The sequence below is a fragment of the Brevundimonas sp. Soil_N_31 genome, assembly GCF_057655995.1.
Genome location: NZ_JBDGLE010000003.1, coordinates 57,930 through 83,950, shown reverse-complemented (window position 1 = coordinate 83,950; position 26,021 = coordinate 57,930). Strand labels below are relative to the sequence as shown.

The 26,021-nt window shown below is 68.5% G+C and carries 29 protein-coding genes; 9 read left to right on the top strand and 20 right to left on the bottom strand.

Annotated elements, in window-relative coordinates:
* Window positions 1–136 precede the first annotated feature (136 nt).
* Entirely contained in the window at window positions 137–1,654 is a 1,518-nt protein-coding gene (gene ilvA, locus AC3A3G_RS05770; RefSeq protein WP_289648470.1) for a threonine ammonia-lyase, biosynthetic, read from the top strand.
* On the opposite strand, the gene AC3A3G_RS05765 is transcribed toward ilvA, so the two are convergent.
* The 7 genes from AC3A3G_RS05765 to AC3A3G_RS05735 all read right to left on the bottom strand — a co-directional run bounded on the left by AC3A3G_RS05765 (window position 1,651) and on the right by AC3A3G_RS05735 (window position 6,519).
* On the bottom strand, window positions 1,651–1,956 hold the full coding sequence (locus AC3A3G_RS05765) for a hypothetical protein (protein WP_487487748.1): 306 nt from the start codon (window positions 1,954–1,956) through the stop codon (window positions 1,651–1,653). The genes ilvA and AC3A3G_RS05765 overlap by 4 nt on opposite strands.
* Before the next feature lie 52 nt (window positions 1,957–2,008).
* On the bottom strand, window positions 2,009–2,410 hold the full coding sequence (locus tag AC3A3G_RS05760) for a host attachment family protein (RefSeq protein WP_487487747.1): 402 nt from the start codon (window positions 2,408–2,410) through the stop codon (window positions 2,009–2,011).
* A 40-nt stretch (window positions 2,411–2,450) separates the two neighbouring features.
* Window positions 2,451–3,002: a methylated-DNA--[protein]-cysteine S-methyltransferase gene (locus AC3A3G_RS05755; RefSeq protein ID WP_289648464.1), complete on the bottom strand. Its 552-nt coding sequence runs from the start codon at window positions 3,000–3,002 to the stop codon at window positions 2,451–2,453.
* Window positions 2,983–4,089: a bifunctional transcriptional activator/DNA repair enzyme AdaA gene (locus AC3A3G_RS05750; protein ID WP_487487746.1), complete on the bottom strand. Its 1,107-nt coding sequence runs from the start codon at window positions 4,087–4,089 to the stop codon at window positions 2,983–2,985. The genes AC3A3G_RS05755 and AC3A3G_RS05750 overlap by 20 nt, the downstream gene beginning before the upstream one ends.
* Window positions 4,090–4,155: 66 nt before the next feature.
* Window positions 4,156–5,286, bottom strand: a complete 1,131-nt coding sequence (locus tag AC3A3G_RS05745) for a hypothetical protein (protein WP_487487745.1) — start codon at window positions 5,284–5,286, stop codon at window positions 4,156–4,158.
* A 20-nt stretch (window positions 5,287–5,306) separates the two neighbouring features.
* On the bottom strand, window positions 5,307–5,630 hold the full coding sequence (locus AC3A3G_RS05740) for a PadR family transcriptional regulator (RefSeq protein WP_418903803.1): 324 nt from the start codon (window positions 5,628–5,630) through the stop codon (window positions 5,307–5,309).
* Window positions 5,631–5,757: 127 nt separating this feature from the next.
* Complete coding sequence (locus tag AC3A3G_RS05735; protein ID WP_200215603.1) at window positions 5,758–6,519, bottom strand: SDR family oxidoreductase; 762 nt, start codon at window positions 6,517–6,519, stop codon at window positions 5,758–5,760.
* A 236-nt stretch (window positions 6,520–6,755) separates the two neighbouring features.
* Here AC3A3G_RS05735 and AC3A3G_RS05730 point away from each other — a divergent pair, with 236 nt between their 5' ends.
* From AC3A3G_RS05730 to AC3A3G_RS05720, 3 genes are all read left to right on the top strand, one after another.
* A complete protein-coding gene (locus tag AC3A3G_RS05730) occupies window positions 6,756–9,386 on the top strand; it encodes a M14 family metallopeptidase (RefSeq protein ID WP_487487744.1) in 2,631 nt (876 codons plus the stop codon).
* Window positions 9,387–9,597: 211 nt separating this feature from the next.
* Window positions 9,598–9,807, top strand: coding sequence for a hypothetical protein (locus AC3A3G_RS05725; RefSeq protein ID WP_487487743.1), 210 nt, complete (start codon window positions 9,598–9,600; stop codon window positions 9,805–9,807).
* On the top strand, window positions 9,804–10,472 hold the full coding sequence (locus AC3A3G_RS05720) for a hypothetical protein (RefSeq protein ID WP_487487742.1): 669 nt from the start codon (window positions 9,804–9,806) through the stop codon (window positions 10,470–10,472). The genes AC3A3G_RS05725 and AC3A3G_RS05720 overlap by 4 nt, the downstream gene beginning before the upstream one ends.
* Here AC3A3G_RS05720 and AC3A3G_RS05715 read toward each other — a convergent pair.
* The 6 genes from AC3A3G_RS05715 to AC3A3G_RS05690 all read right to left on the bottom strand — a co-directional run bounded on the left by AC3A3G_RS05715 (window position 10,414) and on the right by AC3A3G_RS05690 (window position 16,898).
* Complete coding sequence (locus AC3A3G_RS05715; protein ID WP_487487741.1) at window positions 10,414–12,018, bottom strand: hypothetical protein; 1,605 nt, start codon at window positions 12,016–12,018, stop codon at window positions 10,414–10,416. The two genes, AC3A3G_RS05720 and AC3A3G_RS05715, sit on opposite strands and share 59 nt — an antisense overlap.
* Window positions 12,019–12,082: 64 nt before the next feature.
* On the bottom strand, window positions 12,083–13,348 hold the full coding sequence (locus AC3A3G_RS05710; protein ID WP_487487881.1) for a dicarboxylate/amino acid:cation symporter: 1,266 nt from the start codon (window positions 13,346–13,348) through the stop codon (window positions 12,083–12,085).
* Window positions 13,349–13,557: 209 nt separating this feature from the next.
* Window positions 13,558–14,487 (bottom strand): DUF6999 family protein, encoded by a 930-nt coding sequence (locus AC3A3G_RS05705; protein WP_200215597.1) that lies wholly within the window; start codon window positions 14,485–14,487, stop codon window positions 13,558–13,560.
* Complete coding sequence (locus AC3A3G_RS05700) at window positions 14,484–15,224, bottom strand: iron-containing redox enzyme family protein (RefSeq protein WP_487487740.1); 741 nt, start codon at window positions 15,222–15,224, stop codon at window positions 14,484–14,486. Before AC3A3G_RS05700 ends, AC3A3G_RS05705 begins: the two co-directional genes overlap by 4 nt.
* Complete coding sequence (locus AC3A3G_RS05695; RefSeq protein ID WP_487487739.1) at window positions 15,164–16,300, bottom strand: beta-ketoacyl-ACP synthase III; 1,137 nt, start codon at window positions 16,298–16,300, stop codon at window positions 15,164–15,166. Before AC3A3G_RS05695 ends, AC3A3G_RS05700 begins: the two co-directional genes overlap by 61 nt.
* Before the next feature lie 118 nt (window positions 16,301–16,418).
* Window positions 16,419–16,898, bottom strand: a complete 480-nt coding sequence (locus AC3A3G_RS05690) for a hypothetical protein (RefSeq protein WP_487487738.1) — start codon at window positions 16,896–16,898, stop codon at window positions 16,419–16,421.
* 269 nt (window positions 16,899–17,167) lie between these two features.
* Here AC3A3G_RS05690 and uvrB point away from each other — a divergent pair, with 269 nt between their 5' ends.
* Window positions 17,168–19,483, top strand: a complete 2,316-nt coding sequence (gene uvrB, locus AC3A3G_RS05685) for an excinuclease ABC subunit UvrB (RefSeq protein WP_487487737.1) — start codon at window positions 17,168–17,170, stop codon at window positions 19,481–19,483.
* A gap of 154 nt (window positions 19,484–19,637) precedes the next feature.
* Complete coding sequence (locus tag AC3A3G_RS05680; protein WP_087138999.1) at window positions 19,638–19,964, top strand: hypothetical protein; 327 nt, start codon at window positions 19,638–19,640, stop codon at window positions 19,962–19,964.
* Window positions 19,965–20,090: 126 nt separating this feature from the next.
* Here AC3A3G_RS05680 and AC3A3G_RS05675 read toward each other — a convergent pair whose 3' ends face one another.
* The 7 genes from AC3A3G_RS05675 to AC3A3G_RS05645 all read right to left on the bottom strand — a co-directional run bounded on the left by AC3A3G_RS05675 (window position 20,091) and on the right by AC3A3G_RS05645 (window position 23,142).
* Window positions 20,091–20,381, bottom strand: a complete 291-nt coding sequence (locus tag AC3A3G_RS05675) for a GNAT family N-acetyltransferase (protein WP_487487736.1) — start codon at window positions 20,379–20,381, stop codon at window positions 20,091–20,093.
* A gap of 27 nt (window positions 20,382–20,408) precedes the next feature.
* A complete protein-coding gene (locus AC3A3G_RS05670) occupies window positions 20,409–20,783 on the bottom strand; it encodes a hypothetical protein (protein WP_487487735.1) in 375 nt (124 codons plus the stop codon).
* Window positions 20,784–20,796: 13 nt separating this feature from the next.
* Window positions 20,797–21,171 carry a serine/threonine protein kinase gene (locus tag AC3A3G_RS05665; RefSeq protein WP_125900516.1) on the bottom strand — a complete coding sequence of 125 codons (375 nt, stop codon included), beginning with the start codon at window positions 21,169–21,171 and terminating at the stop codon, window positions 20,797–20,799.
* Window positions 21,172–21,228: 57 nt separating this feature from the next.
* Entirely contained in the window at window positions 21,229–21,618 is a 390-nt protein-coding gene (gene folB / locus AC3A3G_RS05660; RefSeq protein WP_368923748.1) for a dihydroneopterin aldolase, read from the bottom strand.
* Window positions 21,615–22,151 (bottom strand): 6-pyruvoyl trahydropterin synthase family protein, encoded by a 537-nt coding sequence (locus AC3A3G_RS05655; protein ID WP_368923750.1) that lies wholly within the window; start codon window positions 22,149–22,151, stop codon window positions 21,615–21,617. Before AC3A3G_RS05655 ends, folB begins: the two co-directional genes overlap by 4 nt.
* Window positions 22,152–22,241: 90 nt before the next feature.
* Window positions 22,242–22,979 (bottom strand): SDR family oxidoreductase, encoded by a 738-nt coding sequence (locus AC3A3G_RS05650; RefSeq protein ID WP_289648292.1) that lies wholly within the window; start codon window positions 22,977–22,979, stop codon window positions 22,242–22,244.
* A 31-nt stretch (window positions 22,980–23,010) separates the two neighbouring features.
* On the bottom strand, window positions 23,011–23,142 hold the full coding sequence (locus tag AC3A3G_RS05645; protein WP_003166112.1) for a hypothetical protein: 132 nt from the start codon (window positions 23,140–23,142) through the stop codon (window positions 23,011–23,013).
* Window positions 23,143–23,171: 29 nt separating this feature from the next.
* Between AC3A3G_RS05645 and AC3A3G_RS05640 the strand changes: the two genes are divergently transcribed.
* From AC3A3G_RS05640 to uvrC, 3 genes are read left to right on the top strand one after another with little or no spacing between them, the layout of a single operon-like run.
* Window positions 23,172–23,645 (top strand): NUDIX domain-containing protein, encoded by a 474-nt coding sequence (locus tag AC3A3G_RS05640; protein ID WP_487487734.1) that lies wholly within the window; start codon window positions 23,172–23,174, stop codon window positions 23,643–23,645.
* A gap of 8 nt (window positions 23,646–23,653) precedes the next feature.
* On the top strand, window positions 23,654–24,100 hold the full coding sequence (locus tag AC3A3G_RS05635; RefSeq protein ID WP_487487733.1) for a DMT family transporter: 447 nt from the start codon (window positions 23,654–23,656) through the stop codon (window positions 24,098–24,100).
* A 16-nt stretch (window positions 24,101–24,116) separates the two neighbouring features.
* Complete coding sequence (gene uvrC / locus AC3A3G_RS05630; protein ID WP_487487732.1) at window positions 24,117–26,015, top strand: excinuclease ABC subunit UvrC; 1,899 nt, start codon at window positions 24,117–24,119, stop codon at window positions 26,013–26,015.
* Window positions 26,016–26,021 lie beyond the last annotated feature (6 nt).

The window sequence follows — 26,021 nt, the reverse complement described above, 5'->3', positions numbered from 1 at the left end:
CATCCGAGCGCCTCCGGCGCCCACCTTCTCCCGCAAGGGGAGAAGGCTAGAACGCAATTTTCGTTCTCATGCGCCGCAGCATCGCCTAGACCGGGACACGCTTCATCCTCCCCTGCGCCGCCTGACCGAGATCATCGTGCAAGACACCGTCCGCCGCATCCTGACCGCCCGCGTCTATGACGTGGCCGAGGAGACTCCGCTCGATCCGCTGAAGCGGCTGTCGGCCCGCATCGGCCGCCCGGCCCTGCTGAAGCGCGAGGATCTGCAGCCGGTCTTCTCGTTCAAGATCCGCGGTGCCTACAACCGGATCGCGGCCCTGAGCGAGGCCGAACTGGCGCGCGGCGTCATCTGCGCCTCGGCGGGCAATCACGCGCAGGGGGTGGCGCTGGCGGCGGCCAGACGCGAGGCGGCGGCGACCATCGTCATGCCGACCACCACGCCCGGCATCAAGGTGGCGGCGGTTCAGGGGCTGGGCGGCCAGGTCGTGCTGCACGGCGAAAGCTTCGACGACGCCTACGCCCACGCCCGCGCGCTGGAGAAACAGACCGGCGCGACCTTCGTCCATCCCTTCGACGACCCCGACGTCATCGCGGGCCAGGGCACGGTCGGGCTGGAGATCCTGCGCCAGCACCCAGACCCCATCGACGCCGTCTTCATCCCCATCGGCGGCGGCGGTCTGGCGGCGGGGGTGGCGGCCATCGTCCGTTTCCTGCGGCCTGAAACCCGCCTGATCGGCGTCGAACCCGCCGAGGCCCCGACGATGAAGAGCGCCATCGAGGCCGGGCGCGTCGTCGATCTGGATCAGGTCGGCCTGTTCGCCGACGGGGTGGCCGTGCGCCGCGCAGGAGCTGAGACCTTCCGCCTGTGCCGCGACCTGCTGGACGAGATCGTTCTGGTCGACACCGACGCCATCTGCGCGGCGGTCAAGGACATCTTCGACGACGTGCGCGCGGTGGCCGAGCCGTCGGGCGCCGTGGCGCTGGCGGGCCTCAAGGCGTGGGCCGCGCGCAATCCCGGATCAGGCGCGCTGGTCGCGATCAACTCGGGCGCCAACGTCAACTTCGACCGCCTGCGCCACGTCGCCGAACGGGCCGAGATCGGCGAGGGCGCCGAGGCCCTGTTCGCCGTCTCCATGCCCGACCGGCGCGACGACTATCACCGCTTCCTGCGCAGTCTCGACGGCCGCTCGATCACGGAATTCAACTACCGCTGGTCCGGCGACGGCACGGCCCAGATCTTCGTCGGCGTGGCCCTGCGCGACGGCGTCGCCGAGCGTGAAAGCCTGCTCAGACATCTGACCGCCGACGGCTATTCCGTCGTCGACATGAGCGACAACGAGACGGCCAAGCTGCATGTCCGCCACATGGTCGGCGGGCGCACCATCGGCCTGCCGCACGAGCGTCTGCTGCGCTTTGAGTTCCCCGAACGGCCGGGCGCCTTCCTGCGCTTCCTCAACAGCCTTCAGCCCGCCTGGGCCCTGACCCTGTTCCACTACCGCAACCACGGCGACGACGCGGGCCGGGTGCTGGCGGGCGTCAGCGTCCCCCCGGACCAGCAGGCGGCCCTCAACGCGGCGCTGGACGAACTGGGCTACCCCTACGTCGACGAAACGGACAACCCGGCCTGTCGCCTGTTCCTGGACGGCGCGTCCTAACCCCTCGGCCGGGCGACGCAGCGCCAGACGAACAGCACCGCGATCACCCCCATCGTCGCAAAGGCCACCGTCCCGTGCGACATCTCCAGAAAGCCGGTCTGCCATGGATGGGCGGCGCGGGTGGCGGCGTCGAACGTCCACCATGTATCCGAGCCCCTGACGCCGGAGCCCCTGCGGATCATTTCGCCGCCTAGACGCTCGGCCATGACCGGGCGCACCACCGCGTTCAGAACGACCGCGATCGCCAGCGGGATCACATACCAGAGGGAATCGATCAGGGCCTTGCGCCGCGGCGTCGTCATGACCTGAACCAGAAAAGCCCGGCGGGCCGATGTCAACGCCGCAGCGCCGGCTTCACGCCCTGCTGATCGCCTCGGCGATTTCCTCGGCCGGACGGCCGGCCAGGGCCTTGGGGATCTCGCCGACCAGACGCTCTTCCAGCGTCTTGTGCCAATGCTTGCGCAGTTGGCCCAAAGTCTTGGGCGCGGCGATCACGGCCAGGGCTTCGATCTTGTTGGTGAGCGCCATGTGGTTCAGCGCCTCGGCCACGCCCATGGCGAAGCCGTCCTCGGCCTGGGTGTCGTTGTCGGGGTTGGCGTCGCTGGAACGGCGGCCCGGCGCGCCGGACAGGCGTTCGGGGATCTCGGGCGTCGCCATCGGCTTGAGCTGGATGTCGAGGTTGTGGCCGGTGTTGCGGAACAGGCTCAGCTTCTCGCCGTCGGCGACGGCGACCAGGGCCCCGTTGGGCAGGTTCATCATCAGACTCCAGAAATGAGCGCCGAAAGGGAGGGCGCTGTCAGTCTAGCGCAAACGCCCCTTGCACCGTTCCCTCCTGCGACGCTTCGTGCGCCAGCAGCCACCGCTTGCGCTCCAACCCGCCCGCGTAGCCGGTCAGGGTTCCATCAGCGCCGACGACCCGGTGGCAAGGCACGATGACGCCGATCGGATTGGCCCCGTTGGCCAGGCCCACGGCGCGCACGGCGGCGGGCTTGCCGATGGCCTGGGCCAGTTGGCCGTAGCTCCAGGTCCGGCCCGCCGGAATGGTCCGCAGCGCCGCCCAGACCGCGCGTTGGAACTCCGTGCCGCCCGTCTTCACGGCGAGGCCGTCCAACGCCGTCAGATCGCCGTCGAAATAGGCGACCACGGCGCTCCGCACCGCTTCGGGCGCCCGCCCCGGCGTCAGCCGCGCCTCGCCGTAGTGGCGGGCCAGCAGCTTCATCATCCGCGCCTCATAGTCGGTGAAGTCGAAGGCGCGCACGGCGCCGTCCGCGTCCGTGACCAGCAGCACCTCGCCGACCGGCGTAGCGATGCGGTCCAGGGCGAAGGCTTCAGGCTGCGTCTTTTTCATCGTCATTCTCCATGATCGTCATGCCGTCGATCCCCGCCTCGCGCAGGTGCAGCACGCCATAGGCCCGCCAGGGCCGCCATTGCTCGGCCCGCCCCGCCAGCCGCTCGTCTTCCAGCCGGTCGCTGGCCATGTCGGACGCCTCGTCGCTCCATACGCCCGGCAGACGCAGCCCCGGCCGCGCCTCGACCAGCGGGGCCAGCACAGGGTCCGCCGACAGATCGCGCCGGATCGCCTCGGGGTCGGCCGACAGGTCGAACAGCCGCCGCACCCGCGCCAGCACCCCCGGCAGTGCCTTCAGATCGTCCAACGCCGCCGTCACCGCCAGCCGGTCGCCCGCCTCGAACCGGGCCGTGACCTCGCCCGTCGCCCCGTCGGTCGCGGGCGTCAGGACGCGGCGCCAGACCCCGCCGTCGACCGTCTCGCCGCTCGCCTTCAGGGCGGTCAGCATGGCCTCGACCTCATAGGGCGGACGATAGGGCAGGCTCAGCCGCACGCCTCCATCCCAAGGGCGCTCGGCCCGCGCCCGCAACGCCGACGGCGGCCGTCCGTACAGGGCCTGAAACGTCTCATTGAAGCGCCGCACGCTGCCGAAGCCGGACGCCATCGCCACCTCGGCCATCGGCAGATCGGTCTGGTGGATCAGGGCCTTGGCCAGCAGGACGCGGCGCGTCTGGGCCACGCTGACCGGGGCGGCGCCCAGATGCTGTCGAAACAGGCGGCGCAGGTGCCGCTCCCCCACCCCCAGCCGCGCGGCCAGGGCGTCGACGTCGCCTTCATCCAGAGCCCCCGCCTCGATCAGGTTCAGCGCCCGGCTGACGGTGTTGGACGTCCCACGCCACGCCCCCATGTCGGGCGCGGTTTCCGGCCGACAGCGCAGACAGGCGCGGAAACCGCCCTCTTCGGCCGCCGCCGCGCTGGCGACGAAGCGCATGTTCTCGCGCTTGGGCGTTCTGGCCGGACAGACCGGACGGCAATAGATCCCGGTGGTCTTCACGCAGGTGAAGAAGCGCCCGTCGAAGCGCGGGTCGCGCGTCAGGACCGCCCGATAGCAGGCCTCCTGATCCAGCATGTCGCGGGCGTTATCCATGCCCGCAACATGCGCCCGCCGCGCCGCCCTGTCTCGCGGTTTTCGGACATGACGGCGCCAGACCAGTCAGCGGTCGCGCACCGTCGCGATCCGCCACAGGTTCTGCACAATGCTGACGCCATAGCCGACCATGGCGATCACCAGCACCCAGCTGAGCACCGCGCCCAGCGTCACGGCGGTCTCTTCCAACCCGCGCCCTTCGAGACGCAGCGCCTGCAGCAGCTCCGTGCCGATCCGGTTGGCGGGCCCGCCCACCACCTTGGCGACCTGTTCGCCCTGCGTCAGCGTGAACCACCAGCCCGCATCGAACAGACGCCAGGCCAGCCAGATCGCCGCCGCCGCCAGAGGAATCCTCAGCACCCAGATCATGCGGTCCGCGCCACCTCGCGCTATGGTCACGACGTCCACGACCATCCCCGCCGCCGCCAAGGCCAGGATGACGCCGTAAAGCGTCGACCAGATCGGCGCAGCCGCCACCGCCACCTCGCCGCTGCGCAGCGTGAACTGGCTCAGCGCGTCGAAACGGATCACGCCCATCCACCACAACAGGAAGATCCCGCTGAAGATGAGGGACCACAGGGCGTCGGCCGCGCCCCGCGTTTCAGCGCGAACGCCCCAGACGCGCGCGCCCTTCGGCAACCACTCGGACTTGGCCTTCTCGGACCCCGACAGGGACGCGCCCCACTTCGCCGGATCGGCCAGGCCGAAGGCTGACAGGTCGCGCACCCGCCAGTTCGTCAGCCACTTCGGCTTGATGTCGTAATGCTCCATGATCGCCCCGGCCAGCGTCAGCGCCCCCAGCAGGGTCAACGCCCCGGAGAAGAAGCCGTGGAAGGCCTGGCTGATCGCCCGCCCGAAATCGGCCGGCGCGCCCAGCACGCTGATCAGCAGCCCCAGCGCCTGCACCGCCGCAATGACGATCAGCCCGGCCTTGGCCCCGAACAGCCAATAGGGGAACAGCTCCGGCCCGATCAGGCTGTCCGGCCCCTTGCGATAGCGGGCGGCGACGATCAGCGGATGGCCGATCTCGTGCAGGATCGCCTCCTTCTCATCATCCGTCAGGGCCCGGCCCAGCTCCTCCTCGCGCGCCTCGACGCGGCTCAGGATCAGGTCGCGCAGCTCGGCGACGATGTCCTCGCGGTCCTCGGTCGGCAGTTGCGCCGCCACGGCCTCCAGATAGCGTTCGATGATGTCCATCGCGCCCTCTCCCATCCCTTTTAGAGAATCCGTTCCAGCGAGGCGTTGATGCCGCGCCATTCCTCGGTCAGGGCGGCCAGCATGGCCTCGCCCCCCGACGACAGGACGTAGAAACGCTTCTTGCGCTTCTCCTCCTCGCGCCACTCGCTGGTCAGCAGCCCCTGCCCCTCCAGCCGCCGCAGCAGGGGGTAGAGGGTGGATTCCTCCATCTCCAGCCCATCCGCCGCCAGCGCCTGCCGCAGGGTGTAGCCGTAGCGTTCGGTCCGCAGGCAGGCGAGCACCGCCAGGACCAGCGTCCCGCGCCGCAGCTCCAGCCGCATCGTCTCGAACAGTTCACGGTCCACAGCGCCGCCTCACCTGCCGCCACATAGTGTGTGACGCACAGTGTATGCGACATACTGTATGAGACTGTCAACGATCTTCGCTATCTGACATCAGCGCATGACCGCCCGCAGAAGCGGTCATCGACGCCTAGAGATGTGAAAAGCGCCCGCCCTCGTCGGCGTCGACGGTGATCGACAGGGAGACGTGCCGGGGCCGCGTCACGGCGAACAGCACCGCCTCCACGATGTCCCGATTGGTGGCGCGCTCGCCCTTGCGGCGCTCGGACGCAGTCTCCCACGCCTCTGCGCCCGGCTCGACGTCATCGAGATAGGGCGGGTGAACGACGAGGGATCGCACCGGCGTCCCGGCCAACATCTGGGCGAAGCCTTCAGCAAGGGCGGCCTGGGCGCGCTTGGCGGCGTAGAAGGGCACGGACGTGGTCTGGATCGCGGCGCCGGGCAGGCCGCTGATCGATCCGACGGTCACGATGTCCGGGCGTCTCGATCCGCGCAGCAGGGGCATCAGCCCCTGTGTCAGAAGGAAGGTTCCTGAGACGGCGGCGTTCACCACCCCGAGAACCTCTTCGGCACGATGGTCCTCCGCGCTCCCTTCGAGCCACATCGCCCCGTTGTTGATCAGGATGTCGACGACCTCATGCTCCGCCTTCAGTTGCGCCACGGCCCGCGCCACGCTGGCGGCGTCGCCGAGATCGAGTTCAACGACCTTCGCCTGCACGCCCGTGCGCTCCAGAATGGTCGAGGCGACGCCCTCGAGCGCCTCGCGACGGCGGCCGCACAAGATCGGCCGGCACCCCGCTTCGGCCAAACTGATGGCCAGGGCTGCGCCCAAGCCTCTGCCCGCGCCGGAAACGACGACCACGGAGCCTTCGAGGTTCTGCAGGGAAATCATGGAGGAAACACACGCTTGCGACCGGAGAACACGCCCATAGGCCGGATCACGGCATCGACCCATTCGCCATAAGGGCGCACCCTTTATCGGCGGTGAGACGGCCGCTCGGCGATGGCGCCGCGCCTGCGCTTACCGCTGAGTTCTGGCTTAAAAGCGGAAGAAATGACGGCGCGGCGCCGCTTCCCTTCGCCTCGGCTCCACGGTTAAGGTCGGCGCTCCGTAGGGGGAGTATTCTCATGTCGTATCGTCGCCGCGCCGCCTGTTCTCTGCTGGCGCTCAGCCTGGCCCTGGGCGCCGCCCCCGCCCTGGCGCAACAGAATCCGCCCGAACTTCTGGCCGTCGTCGGCCACGACAGCGGCGAGCGCATCACCCGCTCCGCCGACGTGCGCCGCTATTTCGAGGCGCTGCGGACCGCCAATCCCGACCGCATGGTCATGGGCGACTACGCCCAGTCGTGGGAAGGCCGCCCCCTGTTCTGGGCCGCCGTCGGATCGCCGCGCAACATTGCCCGGCTGGACGCCGTCAAGGCCGCGACCAACGCCCTGGCCGATCCGCGCAAGACCTCGCCCGAACAAGCCCGCGCCCTGATCAACGACACCCCGGCCATCGTCTGGATGGCCTATTCGGTCCACGGCAATGAGATCAGCCCCGCCGACGCCGCCCTGGCCGCCGCGCGCCGCCTGACCGACGGCCTCGACGCCGAGGCGCAGGGCTGGCTGGAAAACGTCGTGGTCGTCTTCGTCCCGACCCAGAACCCCGACGGGCGTGAGCGCTTCATCAACAGCTTCGAGGCGGGCCTGGGCGCCCAGCCCAACGGCGATCCCCTGTCCGCCGAGCGGGCCGAGCCGTGGCCGTCCGGCCGCTTCAACCACAATCTGTTCGACCTGAACCGCGACTGGTTCATCCAGTCCCAGCCGGAGACTCAAGGCCACTCGGCCCTGATCCGCGAATGGCGCCCGCAGGTGGTGGTCGATTCCCACGAGATGGGCACCGACTCCAGCTTCTTCTTCCCGCCCGAGGCCCAGCCGCTGAACCCCTGGATCTATCCGGCCATTCTTGAGGCGCGCGAGCGGTTCGGCCGCAACAACGCCGCCCGGTTCGATCAGGCCGGGCTGGACTATTTCACGCGCGAGACCTTCGACGCCTTCTATCCCGGCTACGGCGACGGCTGGCCCGCCTATTTCGGGGCCGTCTCCATGACCTATGAGCAGGGCTCGTCGCGCGGTCTGCTGGCGCGCCGCTCGTCGGGCGAAATGCTGACCTACGCCGACACGGTCAAGAGCCATCTGACCGCCACCCTGTCGACCATCGAGACCGCCGCCCGCGATCGCGAGAAGCTGCTCAGCGACTTCTACGCCTTCCACCGCGACGGGATCGCGGGCGGACGCGGCGCCTATGTCCTGTCGCGCTCCGCCGCCGCCGACCCGGCCGCCGCCGACAAGCTGGCGGGCCTGCTGGTGCGTTCGGGTCTGGAGGTCGGACGCGCCACCGCCGCCTTCTCCGCCTGCGGCCAGAGCTATCAGGCGGGCGACTACGTGGTGAACCTGGCCCAGCCCCAGCGCCGCATGGCCGAGACCCTGCTGGCCAAGGACGTGCCGCTGGACCCCAAATTCCTCGCCGAACAGGAAGCCCGCCGCGCGCGCGGTCTGGGCGACGAGATCTATGATCTGACCGGCTGGTCCCTGCCCCTGCTGTTCAATGTGCCGAGCCAGCGCTGCACCGGCGCCCCGTCGGTCCAGACGGCCGCCGTCGGCCCCGAACTGATCCGCCCGGCCGCCGTGGCCCAAGGCGACGCGGCCTACGGCTACGCCATCCATCCGGGCACGGCGGGGATGCGCTTCCTGACCGCCGCCCTGACCGACAAGCTGCCGGTCCGCTCGGTCGAGGAGCCCTTCACCCTAGACGGCCGCGCCTATCCGGGCGGAACCTTCATCGTGCCGCGCGCCGGTTCGCCCGCCGACCTGGACGAGCGCGTCCGCCGCCTGGCCGCCGGCAGCGGCGCCCAGGTGACTCCCCTGGCCACCTCCTGGGTCTCCAGCGGCCCCAGCATCGGCTCGGACAAGGCCACCGTCATCGCCGCCCCGCGCGTCGCCATGGCCTGGGACGACCCGACCGAGCCGGAATCCGCCGGCTCCATCCGCCATGTGCTGGAGCGCGAATACGGCTGGCCCGTCACGGCCGTCCGCACCCGCCGCCTGGCGAACGCCGACCTGTCCCGCTACCAGGTGCTGATCCTGCCCTCGGGCGGAAACTATGAGCAGACCCTGGGCGAGAGCGGCGTCGCCAATCTGCGCGCCTGGGTCCAGGCGGGCGGCGTCCTGATCGGCGTCGGCTCGGCCAGCCGCCTGCTGACCGACCCCGACTCCAAGCTGCTGGAGAGCCGCCGCGAAAGCGCCGCCTCCGGCGACGGCGACAAAGACAAGAAGGACGGCGGCAGCGAAATCGCCACCGACGCCGAATACCTGGCCCTGACCGGCCACCACGGCGGCGCGCCCGATCCGGTCGCCGGCGTCCTGGCCAGCGCGGTGGTCGACAACGAGCACTGGCTCGGCGCGGGCGTCGCCCCGACCCTCAGCGTCATGGTGCGCGGCTCGGACATCTATACGCCCCTGAGCCGCGACCAAGGGACCAACGTCGTGCGCCTGGCCGGGCCGGATCACGTGCTGGCCTCCGGCCAGCTGTGGGCCGAGAACCGCCGCCAACTGGCCTACAAGCCCGTCGCCATGGCCTCCGAAATCGGTCGCGGCCAGGTCGTCGCCTTCACCCAGGACGTGACCATGCGCGCCTTCCTGGAAGGGCTGAAGCCTTTGTTCCTCAACGCCGTCTTCCGCGGCCCGGCGCATACGTCGGGGACGAAGGGCGACTGACATCCCTTCTCCCCTTGTGGGAGAAGCCAGACGGATGAGGGGTCTGTTTGAGGTTTGACGAGAGGCCGAGGCTGAGGTCTCGCAACCCCTCATCCGACCTCACTCCGTTCGGCCACCTTCTCCCACAAGGGGAGAAGGAACAGCAGGCGGGCTTTGACACCCGCCCCCGCACAGGCTTTGCTGCCTTCACCCGCAGGGGAGTTGACCACGCATGACCGTCCAGACGCCGCAACCGCCCGCCGATGACGGCGACTGGACCCTGCTGCAAAGCCGGATCGACCGCAGCTTCTGGCAGTGGGACCGGCGCCCCAAGCCGGACGCGCCCGTCCTCAGCCGCTTCGTCATCCTGCGCCCGCCCGAACGGCTCGACTACGACACGTTCGACGAGGCCGAAGCCATGTTCGAGGCGATGGAGGAATGAGCCGCGCCGCCTGGCCCGCCCTGTTGGCGAGCGCCGTCCTGCTCAGCGGCTGCGCCTCCAGCGTGGGCGGCCTGCCCGTGCAGTGGCGCGCCGACGGGCCGCCGGTCGTGACCGCCCCGCCTGGCGACTGTCCGGCGCTCGACGGCGCCTATGACTCGACCGGCCAAGCCCAGGGCGACGAGACGAAAACGGCGACTCTTCAGTCCGTGCTCGGTCGCGAACTGGGCCTTACGCGGCTGCTGGCCGTGAACGCCGAACCGGCCGCGACCGTGACCATCGCCCGCGCCGCAGGCGACGACGCCTGGCTCGTGTCCGACGCCCACGGCGAGGTTCGGTTGGCCGCTGACGGAGCGCCCGCCCCCCTCGACCCCGACTGGTCGGCCCATGGCTCCCGCGTCGCCGGTTGTGCAAACGGACGACTGTGGATCGGTCTCAGCGCCGTCCGCACCCAGTATGAGACCATGACCGAGACCCGCGCCCTCGGCGTCCTGTCCGTCGGCCCTGACGGCGGCCTGATCATCCAGACCCGGACAGAGCGCCGCCATCACGCCTTCCTGCCCTGGCCCGCCGTCCAGCGCAGCGCCATCCGCTACGATTTCCCGGCGATCACTGCGCCCGCGTCGCCAGCGGCGGGGCGTCGCCTATCGCCGCCACCTTCGGCATGACCATTTCGACGTTGCACTCGGCCTCGATAATCGTCCCCTCAAAGGTGCGATAGCGCACGGGTTGAGCCGCCGCGCAGCGCGCCTGAACAGCGCGGAACATGGCCTCCGCCCCGGTCATCGGATCATGATCTTCGACCGCGGCGATCTTGGGATCACCCGAGAGGACGCCACACCGCTTCCCCGTATCCAGCTGCAATCCGTCCTGATTTTCGAAGAAACCCAGCGATCCGGTGCAGTGCTGGCGCGCCACGTGCCACAGGGCGGTGCGGCGATAATCCCCAGCGCCAGGCTTGTCCTCGAACGTCACGCCGAGAGCCGTCAACCTCGCTTCGAGTTCAGCCCACCGCTCCGCCCCTGGCCCGTCCATCAGCACGGCGACCGCGGTGTCGGGGCGCAGCCGGGCGCGGAATTCAGTCACGCCATAGCCGTCTCCGCCGCGGCCGGCGTCCAGCATCTCCTTCCACAGATCGAAGACGTCGCGCCGGCCGTCCGAAGCCCGACGCTCCTCCAGGTCGGCCAGCCACTGCACCACTACGCCGCAATCGTAGATGGCCTGTCCCTTGCGAAGGCGCTCAGGATCATAGTCGTCGTCGCCCAGCATGGAACGGCAGTCCCGCATCCGCGCGTTCAGCGCCGTACGCGCCTGCGCCTCGTCGATTACGCCGCTGGAAACGGCGGCGGTCAGGGCGGCGTACTCGGCCATGCCTTCGTGCAGCCAAGGCGCCGAGCCGCTGTCCTTCATCTTCACCCCATTGCCGTTCCACAGGTGGAAAGCCTCGTGCCAGACGAATGTGCCCAGCGGCACCGCCACATCGGGCGGCGGCGACGCCCACATATCGCCGTGGAAACGCAGGGAGATCAGCCCTGTATCGGTCACATCGCCGCGAAACCCCGTGGGACCGGGGCTGTCGGTCGAAATGATCAGCGTCGGCTCGTTCGGCAGGACATGGCCCAACCGCGCCCCATAGAATTTCTGGGCGGCGAAGAAGCCGTCCCGCAACAGCGTCGTCAAGGCGGGCGGCGCCGAGGGGCTGGTCACCACCGCCGCGCCCTCGCGACGCATCAGCGCCGCCTCAGGCCCCAGATAGAGGTAGCCCTTCACCGCCTCGGCCGTCGGCACGGCGACCTCGCCCGCCGCCAACTGCGCCGTCAGTTCGGCGTCCATGCCCTTCAAGGTCAGGGCCGGGCCGTAGAGGACGTGGCCTTCCCCCGCCTTCGACAGGCTCATGTAGATGCGGTCCACCTCGGCCTTGTCGGGCGTGATCAGGATCTCGAAGGCCTGGAAGGGCGCCGCGCCTTCAACCGCGCCGTCGGCCAGCGTCAGGCCCGGCGTCGTCATCGTCCAGGTGTCGCGAATGACCGCCGTGGTCAGGAACGCCGCGCGCGTCGTCGGCTCGGCCAGGCGCCAGGTCACGGCCACGCCGCCGGGCGCCGAACGCGCCTCGACCGTCGCGGCCTGCTGGGCCTGGGCGGGCGCCGCTGCGCCGCAGGTCATGGCCGCGACCGTCGCCATCACGGCGGCCGCACGCAGAATCGTCTTGCTCATGGTCGCTTCCCTTACGCCCCGTGGGGAAGCTTGGCCTCAGCGCGCCTGCCTCGTCAACCGACGTTCAGTCTGAAGTTTCGACCTCTCCGCCCTGGACGATGCGGACCACGGCCAGGTCGGCCGTGACGTTGCCCAGGGTGCGGAAGATGTCGGGCACGACCTCGACCGCCAGCAGCAGGGGCAGCAGCTCCAGCGGCACCCCCATGGCGATGCAGATCGGGGCGATGGAGGCGAAGAAGCTGGCCTGACCCGGCAACCCCACCGTGCCGATCGAGATCAGCACCGCCGTCAGCATGGCGGCCAGCAGTTGTCCCGCCGAAGGCTCCAGCCCGAACAGATGGGCGCAATAGATGGCCACCCCCAGATTGGCGACCGGGCTGGTGATGCGGAACACCGCCACCGCCAGCGGCAGGACCAGGCCCGCCGTGGCCCGCCTGACGCCCAGTTCGTCGACCGCCCGCTCGACCATGACCGGCAGGCTGGCCAGCGACGACTGGGTGGAGAAGGCCACCACCTGCGCTGGGGCCGCCGCCCGCGCGAACCGACCCAGCGACACCCGGCCGAAGAGGACCGCCAGCGGATAGAAGATCAGGCCGATGCCGATGCAGGCGAGCGAGATCAGCGCCACATAGTGCAGCAGAACCCCCGCCGCGCTGGCCCCCGCCGTCAGCCCCACCCCGATCGACAGGGCGAAGACGCCCAGCGGCGCCGCCTTCAGCACCCAGCGGACGATGACGATCATCGTCTCGCCCACCGCCTCGAAGAAGGTGATCAGCGGAACTCGCAGCCGCTCCGGCAAGCCCGACGCCGCAAAGCCGAAGAAGACCGCGAACACCACCATGCCCAGAATGGCGTCCTCGGCCGCCGCGCGGATCGGATTGGCCGGGGCGATGGTCTTCAGGAACTCGCTGAACGGCGCGCCGGCGCCCAGGCCCTCGGCGCCTTCCGGCTTGATCGCCAGCAACAGGCGCGCGCCTTCCGGGTCGATCGGCCACAGGGCGTGCAGCCCATAGGCGGCCGCCACCGCATAGATGGTCGCAAAGACGATCAGCCCTCCGAACCACGACACCGCCTTCAGCGCCAGCCGCCCGGTCCGCGCCGCATCGGCGATGGAGGCGATGCCCGTCACCAGCAGGCTGAACACCAGGGGGATGATCGTCATCCGCAGCGCATTCAGCCACAGCTGCCCCAGCGCCTGGATGAAGTCCGCCGTGACATGGCCGCCCGGCAGACCCCAAGTCTGCGCCGCCGCCCCGGCCAGCAGGCCCAGCACAAGCGACAGCAGCACCATCGTGCTAAGAGAGGTCAGAAAAGAACGCGCCGATTTCATGACGGCCACGCTAGCAGCCGCCGCGCCGCGCGCCAGCGGAAATCAACCCTCTTCCCTCGTCACCCTCGGGCTTGTCCCGAGGGCCCAGCGTTCCTCTTGGCTTGGCGCGGGATGTGGAGGGCAGGTATGAAAACGACGCGCCCTTGAGCTTGCAGCCGCCGTGTGCCCTCGGGACAAGCCCGAGGGTGACGGTGTTGGACCGCAGCGCCCTACTTCGGCGCGCCCGAGTTGGCCGGGTCCAGCGGCAGGCCCGCCGCCTGACGCGCCTTCATCACCCGCAGCCAGCCGTGCATGGCCTCCGAATCCAGCCCGTGCATCATCAGCCGATAGCCCGCCTGTAGCGTCGACAGCGCCACCAGCGGATGACCGTTCTTGACGAAGGCCATGTGGTAGCTCGTGCCCAGAATGCGGGCGATATAGATGGCCATCACCTCGTCCAGCTGCAGCGAACTGGACGCCCGCACGAAGTCGTCGCGCGGCAGCATCAGCGCATAGATGGGGGTGTAGAACTCCACCGCCGTCTGCACGTCGACGAAGTTGTGCCACTTGCGCGGAAACTCCTCGAACGGCGGAAATTCGTCCGAGATCATGGAGAAGTCGATCCGCTCGGGCGGCATCAGCTCCCGCCCCTCGGCGCGCAGGACGGCGTTCATCTCGATGACGAAGTTGAAGATGTTCAGGTCGTGCTGAAGGAACAGGTCCGGTTCGATATCCTTCAGCCGCGTCGGCGTCAGGGGCCATTTCGTCACCTTGTCGCCCACCCCCGCGTTCTCGCGCACGAAGGCGGTCAGCTCGGATCCGACGTGGAAGTGGCGCAGGATCACCCGATTGCCCTCGGGCGTCACAAAGGTCCGCAGGCCCCAGTGGATGGTCTTGTGCAGCAGGCCGTTCAGGTTCGGGTACTTGGGCGAAATGACCCGCAGCACCTTCACCAGACAGAAGAACAGGAACACCAGCGGCCGCGCCACCGGGAACAGCCAGCGCCGCGACCGCGACCGCGCCCCCAGCAACAGGTCGCGCTTGGCCCCGTCGTCGATCGGCAGGCTGTGATCCAGATACAGCGCCATCCACGGATCGGGATCCTTGGGATCGAACCGCGCGGGGTCGAACGGATCCTCCCCCGGCTTGAAGTATCTCACGCCGCGATCTCCTCGATCTGCAGGGCGTAGAGGCGGGCCGTCACCCTGGCCGTCGTGACGATGCGTTCGGCGATGAAGGGATCGGGCAGGACCATGCCCAGCATCTCCTCGAACTCCTTCATGTGCTCGGCGTCGTTGTCGCCGTGATACAGCAGGAAGCGCACCGCCTCGTCGGGCAGGGCCAGCCGCTCCTGCACCTTCAGGCCCCAGGGCCGCGCCTTGATCGAACCCAGCCCCTCGATGATGAACATGGCCCCCAGCAGGCCGAAGGGATCGGGCTTCGACGCCTCATGGAACATCCAGGCCGACAGGGCCTCGGACCCCACATTCTTCGGCGCCGACTGAATGTCGTCCAGCGCCCCGCCCGCCGCCACGAAGTCGGCCTCCAGCAGGCGGAAGTCGCGATGCTCCGTCACCGCATGGCGCATCAGGGTCGAGCGCAGCTCCAGATGGTTCTCGCCGATGTTGGACGCCGCCCGGCTCATCCACAGCGCCCCGTCCTTCACCTGCTGGCGCAGGTTGATCAGGAAGGCGTGGTAATCGGCGATCTCGAACCGCCCGCGCGTCAGCTTGCGGATCAGCGGCGTCGCCTCTAGCCGCTGCTCGAAATCGGCGAAAACGACCGCCAGCTTCCTCAGAGTGTCGGCCACCGCCGCCTCGGCTTCGCGTTCCGCCATCACACAATCTCCAGCATCATGAAGCCGATCATCGCCCGCCCGCTCTCGGGCACGATGCACAGCACCTTGTCTTTGCGCTTTCCGCGTCCCGACTTCAGGAAGGCGTCCAGCATGACCCAGATCGACGCCGAGCCGACATTGCCGCTGTCGGCCAGGGTCGTGAACCACTTCTCTTCGGGGATCATGGCGGCCGTGCTTTCCAGCAGGCCGACGATCTCCTCGCGCAGCGACCGCGCGGAGTAATGGCACAGCAGATGATCGACCTGATCGGGCACGATCCGCCCGGCGTCCACCTTCTCCAGCCAGACGCCGATCCAGGCGCGGATGACGATCTTCAGCAGTTCGAAATCCTGCAACAGGGCCACCGCCCCCGCCGCATGGGCGGCCACAGGGCCTGCGTGGCTCCAGGCGCTGGTCATGTCGGCGCGCGCCTCAGGCGTCGAACCGGCCCACATGCAGGGATCAAAGCGTCCGGCCAGCGAGGTCATGTCGATCCACTCGACCTTCAGGCTCAGGCCCTCAGGCTTGGGCCTCGGCTCCATCACCACGGCGCCCGCTCCGTCCGACAAGGTGAAGCGCAGGAAGTCCGCCTCGATCCGCGCCCGGCCCTTCTCGTCCACCAGCGCCGTGCCCTCATAGAAGGCGGGCCGGAACCAGCGCGACGAAAACTCGCCCGCACAGGCGGCGGCGACCTCCGCTTCCCCCGCCCGCACGCTCAGCCACGCCCCCTTGGCCGCCATCAGCGCGCTGGCGCAGACCGATTGATAGCTGAACGCCTCCAGCGGCCCGGCGCCCAGTTCGGCCTGAACCGCGCTGGCGTGGCCGGGCACCAGATAGTCGCCCTGCGTCGCCGCCGCGCCCAGATGCTGCAGATCGCCGAGGCTCAATCCCGCCTCATCCAGCGCCGCCCGCACCGCCTCGGCGCACATGGAGGCGTTGGAGTGCAGCGGCGCCCCATCGGCGTTCAAGGCGTAATGCCGCCCCTCGATCCCGTTCCAGCGCAGGGCGCGCCGCCCGACGGCGGACGCCCGCCCGCCGATGCGGCCGATGAAGTCCTCCATCCGATCGTTGCCGATCCGCTCGCCGGGCAGGACGGCGCCGGTCCCGGTGATGAAGACGTCGCGAAGCTCACTCATGGCGCGGAGCTTGGCGACCCGCCCCGCTTCGCACAACCCGGAAACTGCCGTTTCAAAAGCAGAAAGGGCGACGGACCGAAGTCCGCCGCCCTCTCCTCAACCTGAAATCAGGTCAGGCTTAGAAGGACTTCGTGAGGTTCACGAAGGCCGTCCGGCCCAGGTAGTCGTAACCCGAGTACAGCGGGGCGTTGCCGACCCGGTTGTAATAGCCCGACGAAATCGTCGGCGGGTCTTCATTCAGCAAGTTGCGTACGCCGGCCGTAACCGTCCAGCCTTCGCTCGTATATTGCACGGAGACATTGTGCTGGAAGTAGTCATCGACCTCCAGGTCGTACTGGCTAGTCGACGGATTCTGGCGATAGTAGTCGTAGCTGTCCATGCCCTGGATCCACTCGACGCCATAGCGAACGCGCCATTGATCCCAAGCATAGGATACGTCCGCCGTTCCAGTGAACTCAGGCGTGTTCAACATGCCCTTGTAGTCAATCAGCGGATCGTCAGCGAACAGCTTGCTCGACATTTCCGTGTATTGCGTCACGGCCAGGTTGACCAGGGCCGTACCCGGTCCAACATCCTTGCGGTATGGATGCAACGACATACCATCAACCAAAATCTTTCAAAAAATCGTTGTTAGGCAGATTTGTGAGGCAATTTCGACGCTAGAATGCCGAGTTCATACCGATATATTGTCCAATTTAGACATTTTTCTCCGAAATATGTCCCCATTGAGCCATTACCGCCTCAAATGCGGCAGCCTCATCGCCTGATTATGGCGACGCTTCGTCGAAGCCGTGACGGCCGCACCGACCTCGATCTCCGCTCGCTCGACCCTAGCGCCTTGCGCGCGCGCGCATTACCTTGATGTTCATGGCCCGTTCTCCCGCGAAACCGACCAAGCCCGTCCACACGCCCAATCCCGGTCTCAGCGAGGCGCCGGTCGCCTTCGACCACGGCCGCGCGCCGATGTTCGCGCCGGTGAACGGCCCGCGCCTGACGCCTGAAGAAGCCCCCGCCGCTCCCGCCGACTGGGTTCCTCACCGCCCCGATCGACCGACCAACAAGAAGCGCATCCCCTTCCGGCTGGAGACGAAATACCAGCCCGCCGGCGACCAGCCCTCGGCCATCGCCGAGCTTGTGTCCCAGGCCGACGAGGGCGATCGCGAACAGGTGCTGCTGGGCGTCACCGGCTCGGGCAAGACCTTCACCATGGCCAAGGTCATCGAACAGACCCAGCGCCCGGCCCTGATCCTGGCCCATAACAAGACGCTGGCCGCCCAGCTCTATTCCGAGTTCAAGGCCTTCTTCCCCGACAATGCGGTCGAGTATTTCGTCAGCTACTACGACTACTACCAGCCCGAGGCCTACGTCCCGCGCACCGACACCTACATCGAGAAGGACTCGTCGATTAACGAGCAGATCGACCGGATGCGCCACGCCGCCACCCGCGCGATCCTGGAGCGGGACGACGTCATCGTCGTCGCCTCGGTCAGTTGCATCTACGGCATCGGCTCGGTCGAGACCTACACCGCCATGACCTTCAACCTGAAGGTCGGCGACCAGATCGACGAGGCCAAGCTGCGCGCCGACCTGATCGCCCTGCAGTACAAGCGCAATGACCTGCATTTCGAGCGCGGCATGTTCCGCAAGCGCGGCGACACGCTGGAGATCTTCCCCGTCCACCTCGAGGACCGCGCCTGGCGCATCAGCCTGTTCGGCGACGAGATCGAGGCCATCGACGAATTCGACCCCCTGACCGGCAAGAAGACCAATGCGCTGGACGAGGTCACCGTCTACGCCGCCAGCCACTACGTCACCCCGCGCCCGACGCTCAATCAGGCCGTCAACGGCATCAAGGCCGAGCTGAAGGAGACGCTCGACTGGATGGTCGAGAACGGCAAGCTGCTGGAGGCCCAGCGCCTCGAACAACGCACCCGCTTCGATCTGGAGATGATGGAGGCCACCGGCTCCTGCGCCGGCATCGAGAACTACAGCCGCTGGCTGACCGGCCGAGCGCCGGGCGAGCCGCCGCCCACCTTCTTCGAATACATCCCCGACAACGCCCTGCTGTTCGTGGATGAGAGCCACGTCACCGTCGGCCAGATCGGCGCCATGTTCCGCGGCGACTACCGCCGCAAGTCGACCCTGGCCGAGTACGGCTTCCGCCTGCCGTCGGCCATCGACAACCGCCCGCTGAAGTTCGAGGAATGGGACGCCATGCGGCCCCAGACCGTCTTCGTCTCGGCCACTCCCGGCGCCTGGGAGCTGGACAAGACCGGCGGCGTCTTCACCGAACAGGTCATCCGCCCCACCGGCCTGATCGACCCCCCGGTCGAGATCCGCCCCGTCTCCGGCGCCACCCGCAACCAGGTCGACGACGTCATCGACGAGGTGAAGGCCACCGCCCGCGCCGGCTACCGCTCCCTGGTCACCACCCTGACCAAGAAGATGGCCGAAGACCTGACCGAATACATGCACGAGCAAGGGGTGCGCGTCCGCTACATGCACTCCGACGTTGATACGCTGGAGCGGATCGAGATTCTGCGCGACCTGCGCCTCGGGTCGTTCGACGTGCTGATCGGCATCAACCTGCTGCGCGAGGGCCTCGACATTCCCGAGTGCGGCCTGGTCGCCATCCTCGACGCGGACAAGGAGGGCTTCCTGCGTTCCGAGACCTCCCTGATCCAGACCATCGGCCGCGCGGCGCGCAACGTCGACGGCCGCGTCATCCTCTACGCCGACCGCATGACCGGCTCGATGGAGCGCGCCATCGCCGAGACCGACCGCCGCCGCGAGAAGCAGCAGGCCTACAACCTCGAACACGGCATCACGCCCGAGACGGTCAAGCGCGACATCAAGGAGATCCTCGAGAGCCCCTATGAGTCCCGCGACCTGGACCGCCTGACCCGCCCCGGCGTCGCCGAGGAAGCCAGGCCCTTCGTCGGCTCCAACTTCCAGGCCGCCCTCAAGGATCTGGAAGGCCGCATGCGCGAAGCCGCCGCCAACCTCGAGTTCGAGGAAGCCGCCCGCCTGCGCGACGAGATCAAGAAGATGAAGCTCCTCGACCTCGAATTCGCCAACGAAGCCCTGACGGGCGCGGGGGAAGAGGTCGACAAGTCCGCCCCCAAACGCTGGCGGAAAGAGGCGGCGGCCGAGAAGGCGGAGGCGTTCAGGAAGGGGCGGTAAGAGTTCTCGCCTTCGGCCGCCCTTCATCCCCGATTCATGAGGCCCGGTTCATGAGGCTTGCGGGCAACATGGCGGCGCGCCCTTGAGCTTGGCCGCAAAATGGGATGCGACCTTGCGGCGAAAATGCGGCATGGTGCGTTAAGGAGAGACGCCGATGACCAAGTCCAGCAATGAATCCGACGCCCGCGCCGCCCTGCGCGTGGTCTCCTCGCCGGAAGCCGAGGTCTATGACCTGATGCGCGCGCCCGAAACCACCGCCGAACGGGTCAAGCGCCTGCAGGCCGAAGCCCGCGCCTTGGCGCTCGAACAGGTCGAGGCCCTCGAGGTCGCCCTGTGCAAGGCCGCCGACATGGCCAAGGAGATCGCCGACGGCGGCGACGCCTATCCCGTCGGCGCCCGCGAACTGGCCGCCCGGCTGGTCCAGGATCTGCCCGCCAAGGCCGAGACCATGAAGGCCATCGTGGCGAAGAGTCATCCTTGATTTAAGGGCGCTACCGCTCGCCGCGCGGCGGCTCGCTGCTTGAGCGCGCGAAGCGCAAACCGCGTCGGGTCGACCCGAAGGGCGGCGCGGAACAGCCAGAAGGCGGATCCTTCTGACCGCGCGCCGCTACGACCCCACCACATCCTCGTACTCGGGATGGCGTTTCAGCCAGGCGAGCGCGTAGCTGCAATGCGGGATCAGGGTCAGCCCCTCGGCGCGGGCGTGCTCGGCCAGGGCCTGCATGAAGCGGCCCGCCGCCCCCGCGCCGCGCAGGGCCGGGTGGGCCTCGACATGCAGGATGACGCGGGCGTGGCCGCGCACCGCATACTCTGCCCAGACGGGATGCTCGGCCCCGTCCGCGTCGGCGAACATCTGCTGGAAGCGGCGGTCGGCGGCGTGGTCTTTGAAGTCGGGCACGGCGGCTCCTCCCGGGAACGGTTCAGCTCAGGCCGGCCGGTCGGTCAGCAGGGCCATCAGACCCAGAACGCTTTTCACCGTGAACCAGATCGACACCAGCAGCAAAAGAAGGCCGAACAACAGAAGGAACGGAATCCCGATCAGGAAGGCCGAGGCCACGGCGCTGACCGCCACCAGCACCCACAGGACGGCGCTGATCCAGAACACCGACCAGAACAGCCTGATCTGCGCCTCGACGTGCTGGGCCGCCAGCCCGGTCGCCGAGCCCCGGTTCACATAGGCCAGCACCAGCCCGACCAGCACCAGCAGGTTCGCGCTGGGGATCGACAGAACATAGAGAATCCACGCCACCACGGCGCCGTCTCGGCCCGCGACGGGCGCGGCGCGGTTCTGATCGCTCATGACGGCGGGCCTTTCAGTAGAAGAGACGACGCGGCTCGGCGATGGGCCGTCCCGTCAGCAGATCCTTCAGGCCCAGGGCGCCGCGCACGATGGTCCACACCGCCATGACGAACAGGACGAAAACCCCGACGTTGACCAGAATCAGCACCGCCCCGGCGATGATGGCGACCACCGCCGCCAGCAGGGTCCGCTGCTGGAAGACAAAGTGGCTGCGCAGCATCGGATCGACGGGCGCGGGCCGACGCCATACGCGCAGCAGGCCGATCGCCGCCGCCGCGCCGAAGGTCGGCGCCGCCAGCAGGATCAGGGCGTAACCCGCATAGAGACCCGTCAGATCGGCCGAGACCTCGCCGCCGCTGTTGCTGCTGTAATCGCCGGACTGAACCATCGGAACCTCTTGTCAGGCCGGGATGATGGCGGGACGGACGATCCCGCGCAACCGGCCTCAGCGCGAATAGGCGACTTCGCAGGCGGCGGCCGCCGCATCGGGAATGGCGCCGGGCTTCTCGACCCGCACGACGACGCTCAGCACGCGGGGATCGGCCAGGCAGGCGACGGCGGCGCGCTCGGCGAAGGTCTCGATCAGGGCGATGTGCGGCCCCGCCGCCAGCTCGCGCACGATGCGGGCCACGCCGTCATAGTCCAGCGTATCGGCCAGCCGCTCGACCGGGGCGGCGCCCAGGTCCAGCTCGACGTCCACCACCAGGGGCTGCAACCGCCCATGCTCATGATCATAGAAGCCGATCGAGGCCTCGACCTTCAGGGCGCGCACCATGACCTTCAGGCCCACGCGGCGCGGCTCGACGGACGGCAGGGGAGTGACGACGGCGCTCAAGACCAGGTCTCCGGCGGCAGAAGATCATTGATGCTGAAATCGGCCCGGTCGCACCAGGCGCCCAGATCCCAGGCCCGCTCCGCCTCGGTCAGGCCGCGCGTCAGAACGGTGTTGGTCGGCGTCTCCTCGATGGCCAGTTCGGCCAGGCGGAACGGCAGGCCCTCGGCCGACAGGATGGCTTCCAGCTTGCGCCACAGGGCGATGACCAGGGCCTCGGTCGTCGGATCGCCGTCAACAGTCAGCACCTGGTTCAGGCGATGCGGCTCATGCTGCTGGAACCAGGCCAGCAGGGGGTCGGCGCGGTTCAGCTGGAAGGCGTGGTCCAGGCTGCGGTCGACGAAACCGTGCCAGCGCGCCTTCAACCGCTCGAACGAGGCCGCGTGGTTGGAGCCGCCGAAGGCGATCTCGGCCGTCGGCTCCAGCGTCACCGTCACGAACTCATTATGCCCATGCGGCACGGCGCATTTCGACCCCGCATCGGCGATCAGCCGGTGCGCCATCGAGAAGCGGCGAGTGAAACGGACAGCGGGCATGAAGGTCTCAGGATGAATGGCGGCAGCTAAAGCATCAACCTATCGGCAAATAAAGGTCATGTGACGACGAACGCCCTTGGGCGAACCGCCTCAGGCGAACTCCAGATCGCGATCGCGGCGGGTCAGGCCGGCGCCGGCGTCCACCACTAGGTTCTGCCCCGTCAGGCTGCGCGCCGTCAGGATGAAGGTCAGTGCGGCCGCCAGATCCTCGATCGCCACCGGCCGCTTCAACGGCGTGGCCTCAGCCCCCGCCTGATAGTCGGCTTCAGGCCATCCGGCGGAAGGCAGGGTCAGACCCGGCGCGATGCCGCAGACCCGGATGCGCGGCGCCAGGGCCAGGGCCAGGGCCCCGGTCATATGGGCGATGCCCACGCGGCTGACGGTATAGGAGAAGAAGTCGGGGTTCGGCGCCGTGACCTTATAGTCCAGCATATTGACCACCACGCCCTCATCCCCGTCAGGCAGGCGCGCGGCGAAGTCGCGGATCAGGGCCAGGGGCGCCAGGACGTTGACCTCGTGATGAAGGCGCAGGTCCGCCTCCTGGAAGGTCTCCAACTGGTCATAGACAAACAGGGAGGCGTTGTTGACCAGCGCCCGCAACGGCCCGAAGGCGGCGGCCTGATCCATCAGGGCGGCGCGCGCCCCGGCGTCCGTCAGCTCGGCCTGGACGGCGACGGCGCGCCGTCCCATGGCCTCGATGCCCTGGACCACGGCCTGCGCGCCTTGCGCGTCCGAGCGATAGTGGACGACGACGTCATGGCCCGCCTGGGCCGCCGCCTTCGCCAACACCGCCCCGATCCGGCGCGAGGCGGCCGTGACCAGCGCCACGCCCCTCGAAGGGGCGTCAGCCGACCTGGGCTCAGTCAACCCGGCCGAACTCGAAGTAGTTGAAGGCGGCGACGACGGCGATGAAGGCGAAGATGGTGGCGATGGCCAGCATGATGGGTCTCCTATTCCGCCCCCGAATAGGGGCAAGCGCGCCCCTGTTCAAGCCGCCCGGCGACAGCCTATCGTTCCCGCATGGCAAACTGGCGCACCCGCATCGAACCTTTCACCCGGCCGCTGTTCTTCACCTGGTCGCGGATGAGCCGAGGCATGACGCTGGGCGTGCGCGGCGCGGCGGTCGACAGCGAGGGGCGGGTGCTGCTGGTCAAGCACACCTATCTGGAAGGGTGGTGGCTGCCCGGCGGCGGGGTGGACAAGGGCGAGACGACCCGAGCCGCCGTCATCCGCGAACTGCGCGAGGAGGCCGGACTGATCGTCCGAGGCGAGCCGCGCCTCTTGTCGGTGCACTCCAACGAACGCTTCTTTCCGGGGGATCATGTGCTGGTTTTCCGCATCGACGCCTTCGACCTGACCGAGCGGACCAGCCACGGCGAGATCGCCGAGATCGGCTGGTTTCACCCCGACGCCCTGCCCGAGGACACGACCCGCGCCACCCGCGATCGCCTGGCCGAGATCTTCGGCGGCGCCGCGCCTGATCCGAACTGGTGAGACCATCGATGCAGCTTCCCGTCCTCGCCCTGTTGGCCATGATCATCGGCGGCGCCGCCACCGCCCTGCAGGGGCCGACCAATGCGCGGCTGGCCAGCGCGGTGGGCTCGCCGGTCAATGCGGCCTTCGTCTCCTTTTTCGTCGGGACGGTGGCGCTGGGCGTGCTGGCGATGGCGTTGCAGGCCCGGCCGGACGTGCAGGCGATGAAGGCCCTGCCCGCCTGGGCCTGGCTGGGCGGCCTGTACGGCTGCGTCTTCGTAGTGGCCGCCGCCTGGGGCGTGCCCAAGATCGGCGTGGCGCTGACCATCACCCTGATGGTGGCGGGCCAGTTGGCGTTGAGCCTGATCCTCGACCACTTCGGCGTCATGGGCGTGCCGCAGCAGCCGATCAGCCTGACCCGCATCGCCGGGGTGCTGCTGGTGATCGGCGGGGTGCTTCTGGTCCGGCGCGGCTGAGCCTATATCCCGGCTGATGACCGACCCGACGCCCGACATTCCGGAAACACCCGACTCGCAGGCGAACGCCCTTCCGCTTCAGGCCGCCGAACTGATCGCGGACGAAGCCCGGCGCGCGCCCGACAAACCCGGCGTCTATCGGATGTACGGCGAGGACGGCGCCTGCCTCTATGTCGGCAAGGCCAAGTCGCTGAAGAAGCGGGTGGTCCAGTACGCGCAAGGGCGTTTCCACACCCAGCGCATCGGCCTGATGGTGTCGCTGACCCGTTCGATGGAGCTGGTCGTCACCGCCTCAGAAACCGAGGCCCTGCTGCTCGAATCGAACTTCATCAAGAAGCTGAAGCCGCGCTTCAACGTCCTGCTGCGCGACGACAAGTCCTTCGCCGAGCTGATGATCCGCCGCGACCACCGCGCGCCCCAGGTCCGCAAGCATCGCGGCGCCCATACGATTCCCGGCGACTACTTCGGTCCCTTCGCCTCGACCTGGGCGGTCAACCACACGCTGAACACGCTTCAGAAAGCCTTCCTGCTGCGGTCCTGTTCGGACAGCGTTTATGAGACGCGCACCCGCCCCTGCATGCTGCATCAGATCAAGCGCTGCTCGGCGCCCTGCACAGGTCTGATCTCGCTGGAAGACTACGGCGATCTGGTCACGGAGGCGGAGCAGTTCCTGCGCGGCAAGTCGCGCGCCGTCATCGGCCGCCTGTCGCAGGAGATGCAGGCGGCCTCCGACGACCTCGACTTCGAAACCGCCGCCCGGGTGCGCGACCGCATCCGCGCCCTGTCGGCCATCGCCATGGAGAACAGCGTCAACGCCGAGGGCGTGGCCGAGGCCGACGTCTTCGCCCTGCATGCCGAGGGCGGTCAGGCCTGCGTTCAGGTCTTCTTCTATCGTGCGGGCCAGAACTGGGGCGGCCGCGCCTATTTCCCGCGCGTGGACAAGAGCGACAGCGACCCGGAAATCCTCGCCGCCTTCCTCGGCCAGTTCTATGAGGACAAGCCGGTCCCGCGCCTGATCCTGTCCAACGTCCGCCCGCATGAGCTGGAGCTGCTGGAGGAGGCCTTCAGCATGAAGGCCGAACACCGGGTCGAGATCGCCCGTCCCCAGCGCGGCGGCAAGGCCAGTCTGGTCGACCACGCCCTGACCAACGCCCGCGAGGCGCTGGGCCGCAAGCTGGCCGAAAACTCGGCCCAGTCGAAGATTCTGGACGAGGTGTGCGAGGCCTTCGGCCTGGACGCCCGGCCCGAGCGGATCGAGGTCTATGACAACGCCCACATTCAGGGGACCAACGCGGTCGGCGGCATGATCGTCGCGGGGCCCGAGGGCTTCCGCAAGAACCAGTACCGCAAGTTCAACATCCGGGGCGAAGACCTGACGCCCGGCGACGACTACGGCATGATGCGCGAGGTCATGCGCCGCCGCTTCGGCAAGATGGTCAAGGACGAAGAGGCCGGAGAAGCGGTCGAGCGCCCCGACCTGCTGCTGGTCGACGGCGGGGCAGGCCAACTGGCCGAGGTGCTGGCCGTCATGGCCGATCTGGGCGTCGACGACATCGCCGTGGTCGGCGTGGCCAAGGGGCCGGACCGCGACGCGGGCAAGGAGCATTTCATCATGCCCGGCAAGCCGCCCTTCATGCTGCCCTTGAAGAGCCCGGCCCTCTACTACATCCAGCGTCTGCGGGACGAGGCGCACCGCTTCGCCAACGGCGCCCACGCCAAGCGCCGCTCGATGGACATCAAGAAGAACCCGCTGGACGAGATCGAAGGCGTCGGGCCGGGGCGCAAGAAGGCCCTGCTGCACGCCTTCGGCTCGGCCAAGGGGGTCAGCCGCGCCTCGGTCGCCGATCTGGTCAAGGTGGACGGCGTCAGCCAGGCGCTGGCCGAACGCATCCACGGCTTCTTTCACAAGTCGTGAGGGACG

Coding starts and splice junctions, on each gene's coding strand:
- AC3A3G_RS05745 (WP_487487745.1), bottom strand. CDS start 5,286: ATGGACATCATCGAACGCTATCTGGAGGCCGTGGCGGCGCAACTGCCG.
- AC3A3G_RS05635 (WP_487487733.1), top strand. CDS start 23,654: ATGCAGCTTCCCGTCCTCGCCCTGTTGGCCATGATCATCGGCGGCGCC.
- AC3A3G_RS05710 (WP_487487881.1), bottom strand. CDS start 13,348: ATGAAATCGGCGCGTTCTTTTCTGACCTCTCTTAGCACGATGGTGCTG.
- AC3A3G_RS05730 (WP_487487744.1), top strand. CDS start 6,756: ATGTCGTATCGTCGCCGCGCCGCCTGTTCTCTGCTGGCGCTCAGCCTG.
- AC3A3G_RS05655 (WP_368923750.1), bottom strand. CDS start 22,151: ATGCCCGCTGTCCGTTTCACTCGCCGCTTCTCGATGGCGCACCGGCTG.
- AC3A3G_RS05720 (WP_487487742.1), top strand. CDS start 9,804: ATGAGCCGCGCCGCCTGGCCCGCCCTGTTGGCGAGCGCCGTCCTGCTC.
- AC3A3G_RS05695 (WP_487487739.1), bottom strand. CDS start 16,300: ATGAGTGAGCTTCGCGACGTCTTCATCACCGGGACCGGCGCCGTCCTG.
- AC3A3G_RS05760 (WP_487487747.1), bottom strand. CDS start 2,410: ATGAACCTGCCCAACGGGGCCCTGGTCGCCGTCGCCGACGGCGAGAAG.
- uvrC (WP_487487732.1), top strand. CDS start 24,117: ATGACCGACCCGACGCCCGACATTCCGGAAACACCCGACTCGCAGGCG.
- AC3A3G_RS05750 (WP_487487746.1), bottom strand. CDS start 4,089: ATGGATAACGCCCGCGACATGCTGGATCAGGAGGCCTGCTATCGGGCG.
- AC3A3G_RS05690 (WP_487487738.1), bottom strand. CDS start 16,898: ATGTCGTTGCATCCATACCGCAAGGATGTTGGACCGGGTACGGCCCTG.
- AC3A3G_RS05680 (WP_087138999.1), top strand. CDS start 19,638: ATGACCAAGTCCAGCAATGAATCCGACGCCCGCGCCGCCCTGCGCGTG.
- AC3A3G_RS05735 (WP_200215603.1), bottom strand. CDS start 6,519: ATGATTTCCCTGCAGAACCTCGAAGGCTCCGTGGTCGTCGTTTCCGGC.
- AC3A3G_RS05715 (WP_487487741.1), bottom strand. CDS start 12,018: ATGAGCAAGACGATTCTGCGTGCGGCCGCCGTGATGGCGACGGTCGCG.
- AC3A3G_RS05640 (WP_487487734.1), top strand. CDS start 23,172: ATGGCAAACTGGCGCACCCGCATCGAACCTTTCACCCGGCCGCTGTTC.
- AC3A3G_RS05670 (WP_487487735.1), bottom strand. CDS start 20,783: ATGAGCGATCAGAACCGCGCCGCGCCCGTCGCGGGCCGAGACGGCGCC.
- uvrB (WP_487487737.1), top strand. CDS start 17,168: ATGGCCCGTTCTCCCGCGAAACCGACCAAGCCCGTCCACACGCCCAAT.
- AC3A3G_RS05765 (WP_487487748.1), bottom strand. CDS start 1,956: ATGACGACGCCGCGGCGCAAGGCCCTGATCGATTCCCTCTGGTATGTG.
- AC3A3G_RS05755 (WP_289648464.1), bottom strand. CDS start 3,002: ATGAAAAAGACGCAGCCTGAAGCCTTCGCCCTGGACCGCATCGCTACG.
- AC3A3G_RS05725 (WP_487487743.1), top strand. CDS start 9,598: ATGACCGTCCAGACGCCGCAACCGCCCGCCGATGACGGCGACTGGACC.
- AC3A3G_RS05665 (WP_125900516.1), bottom strand. CDS start 21,171: ATGGTTCAGTCCGGCGATTACAGCAGCAACAGCGGCGGCGAGGTCTCG.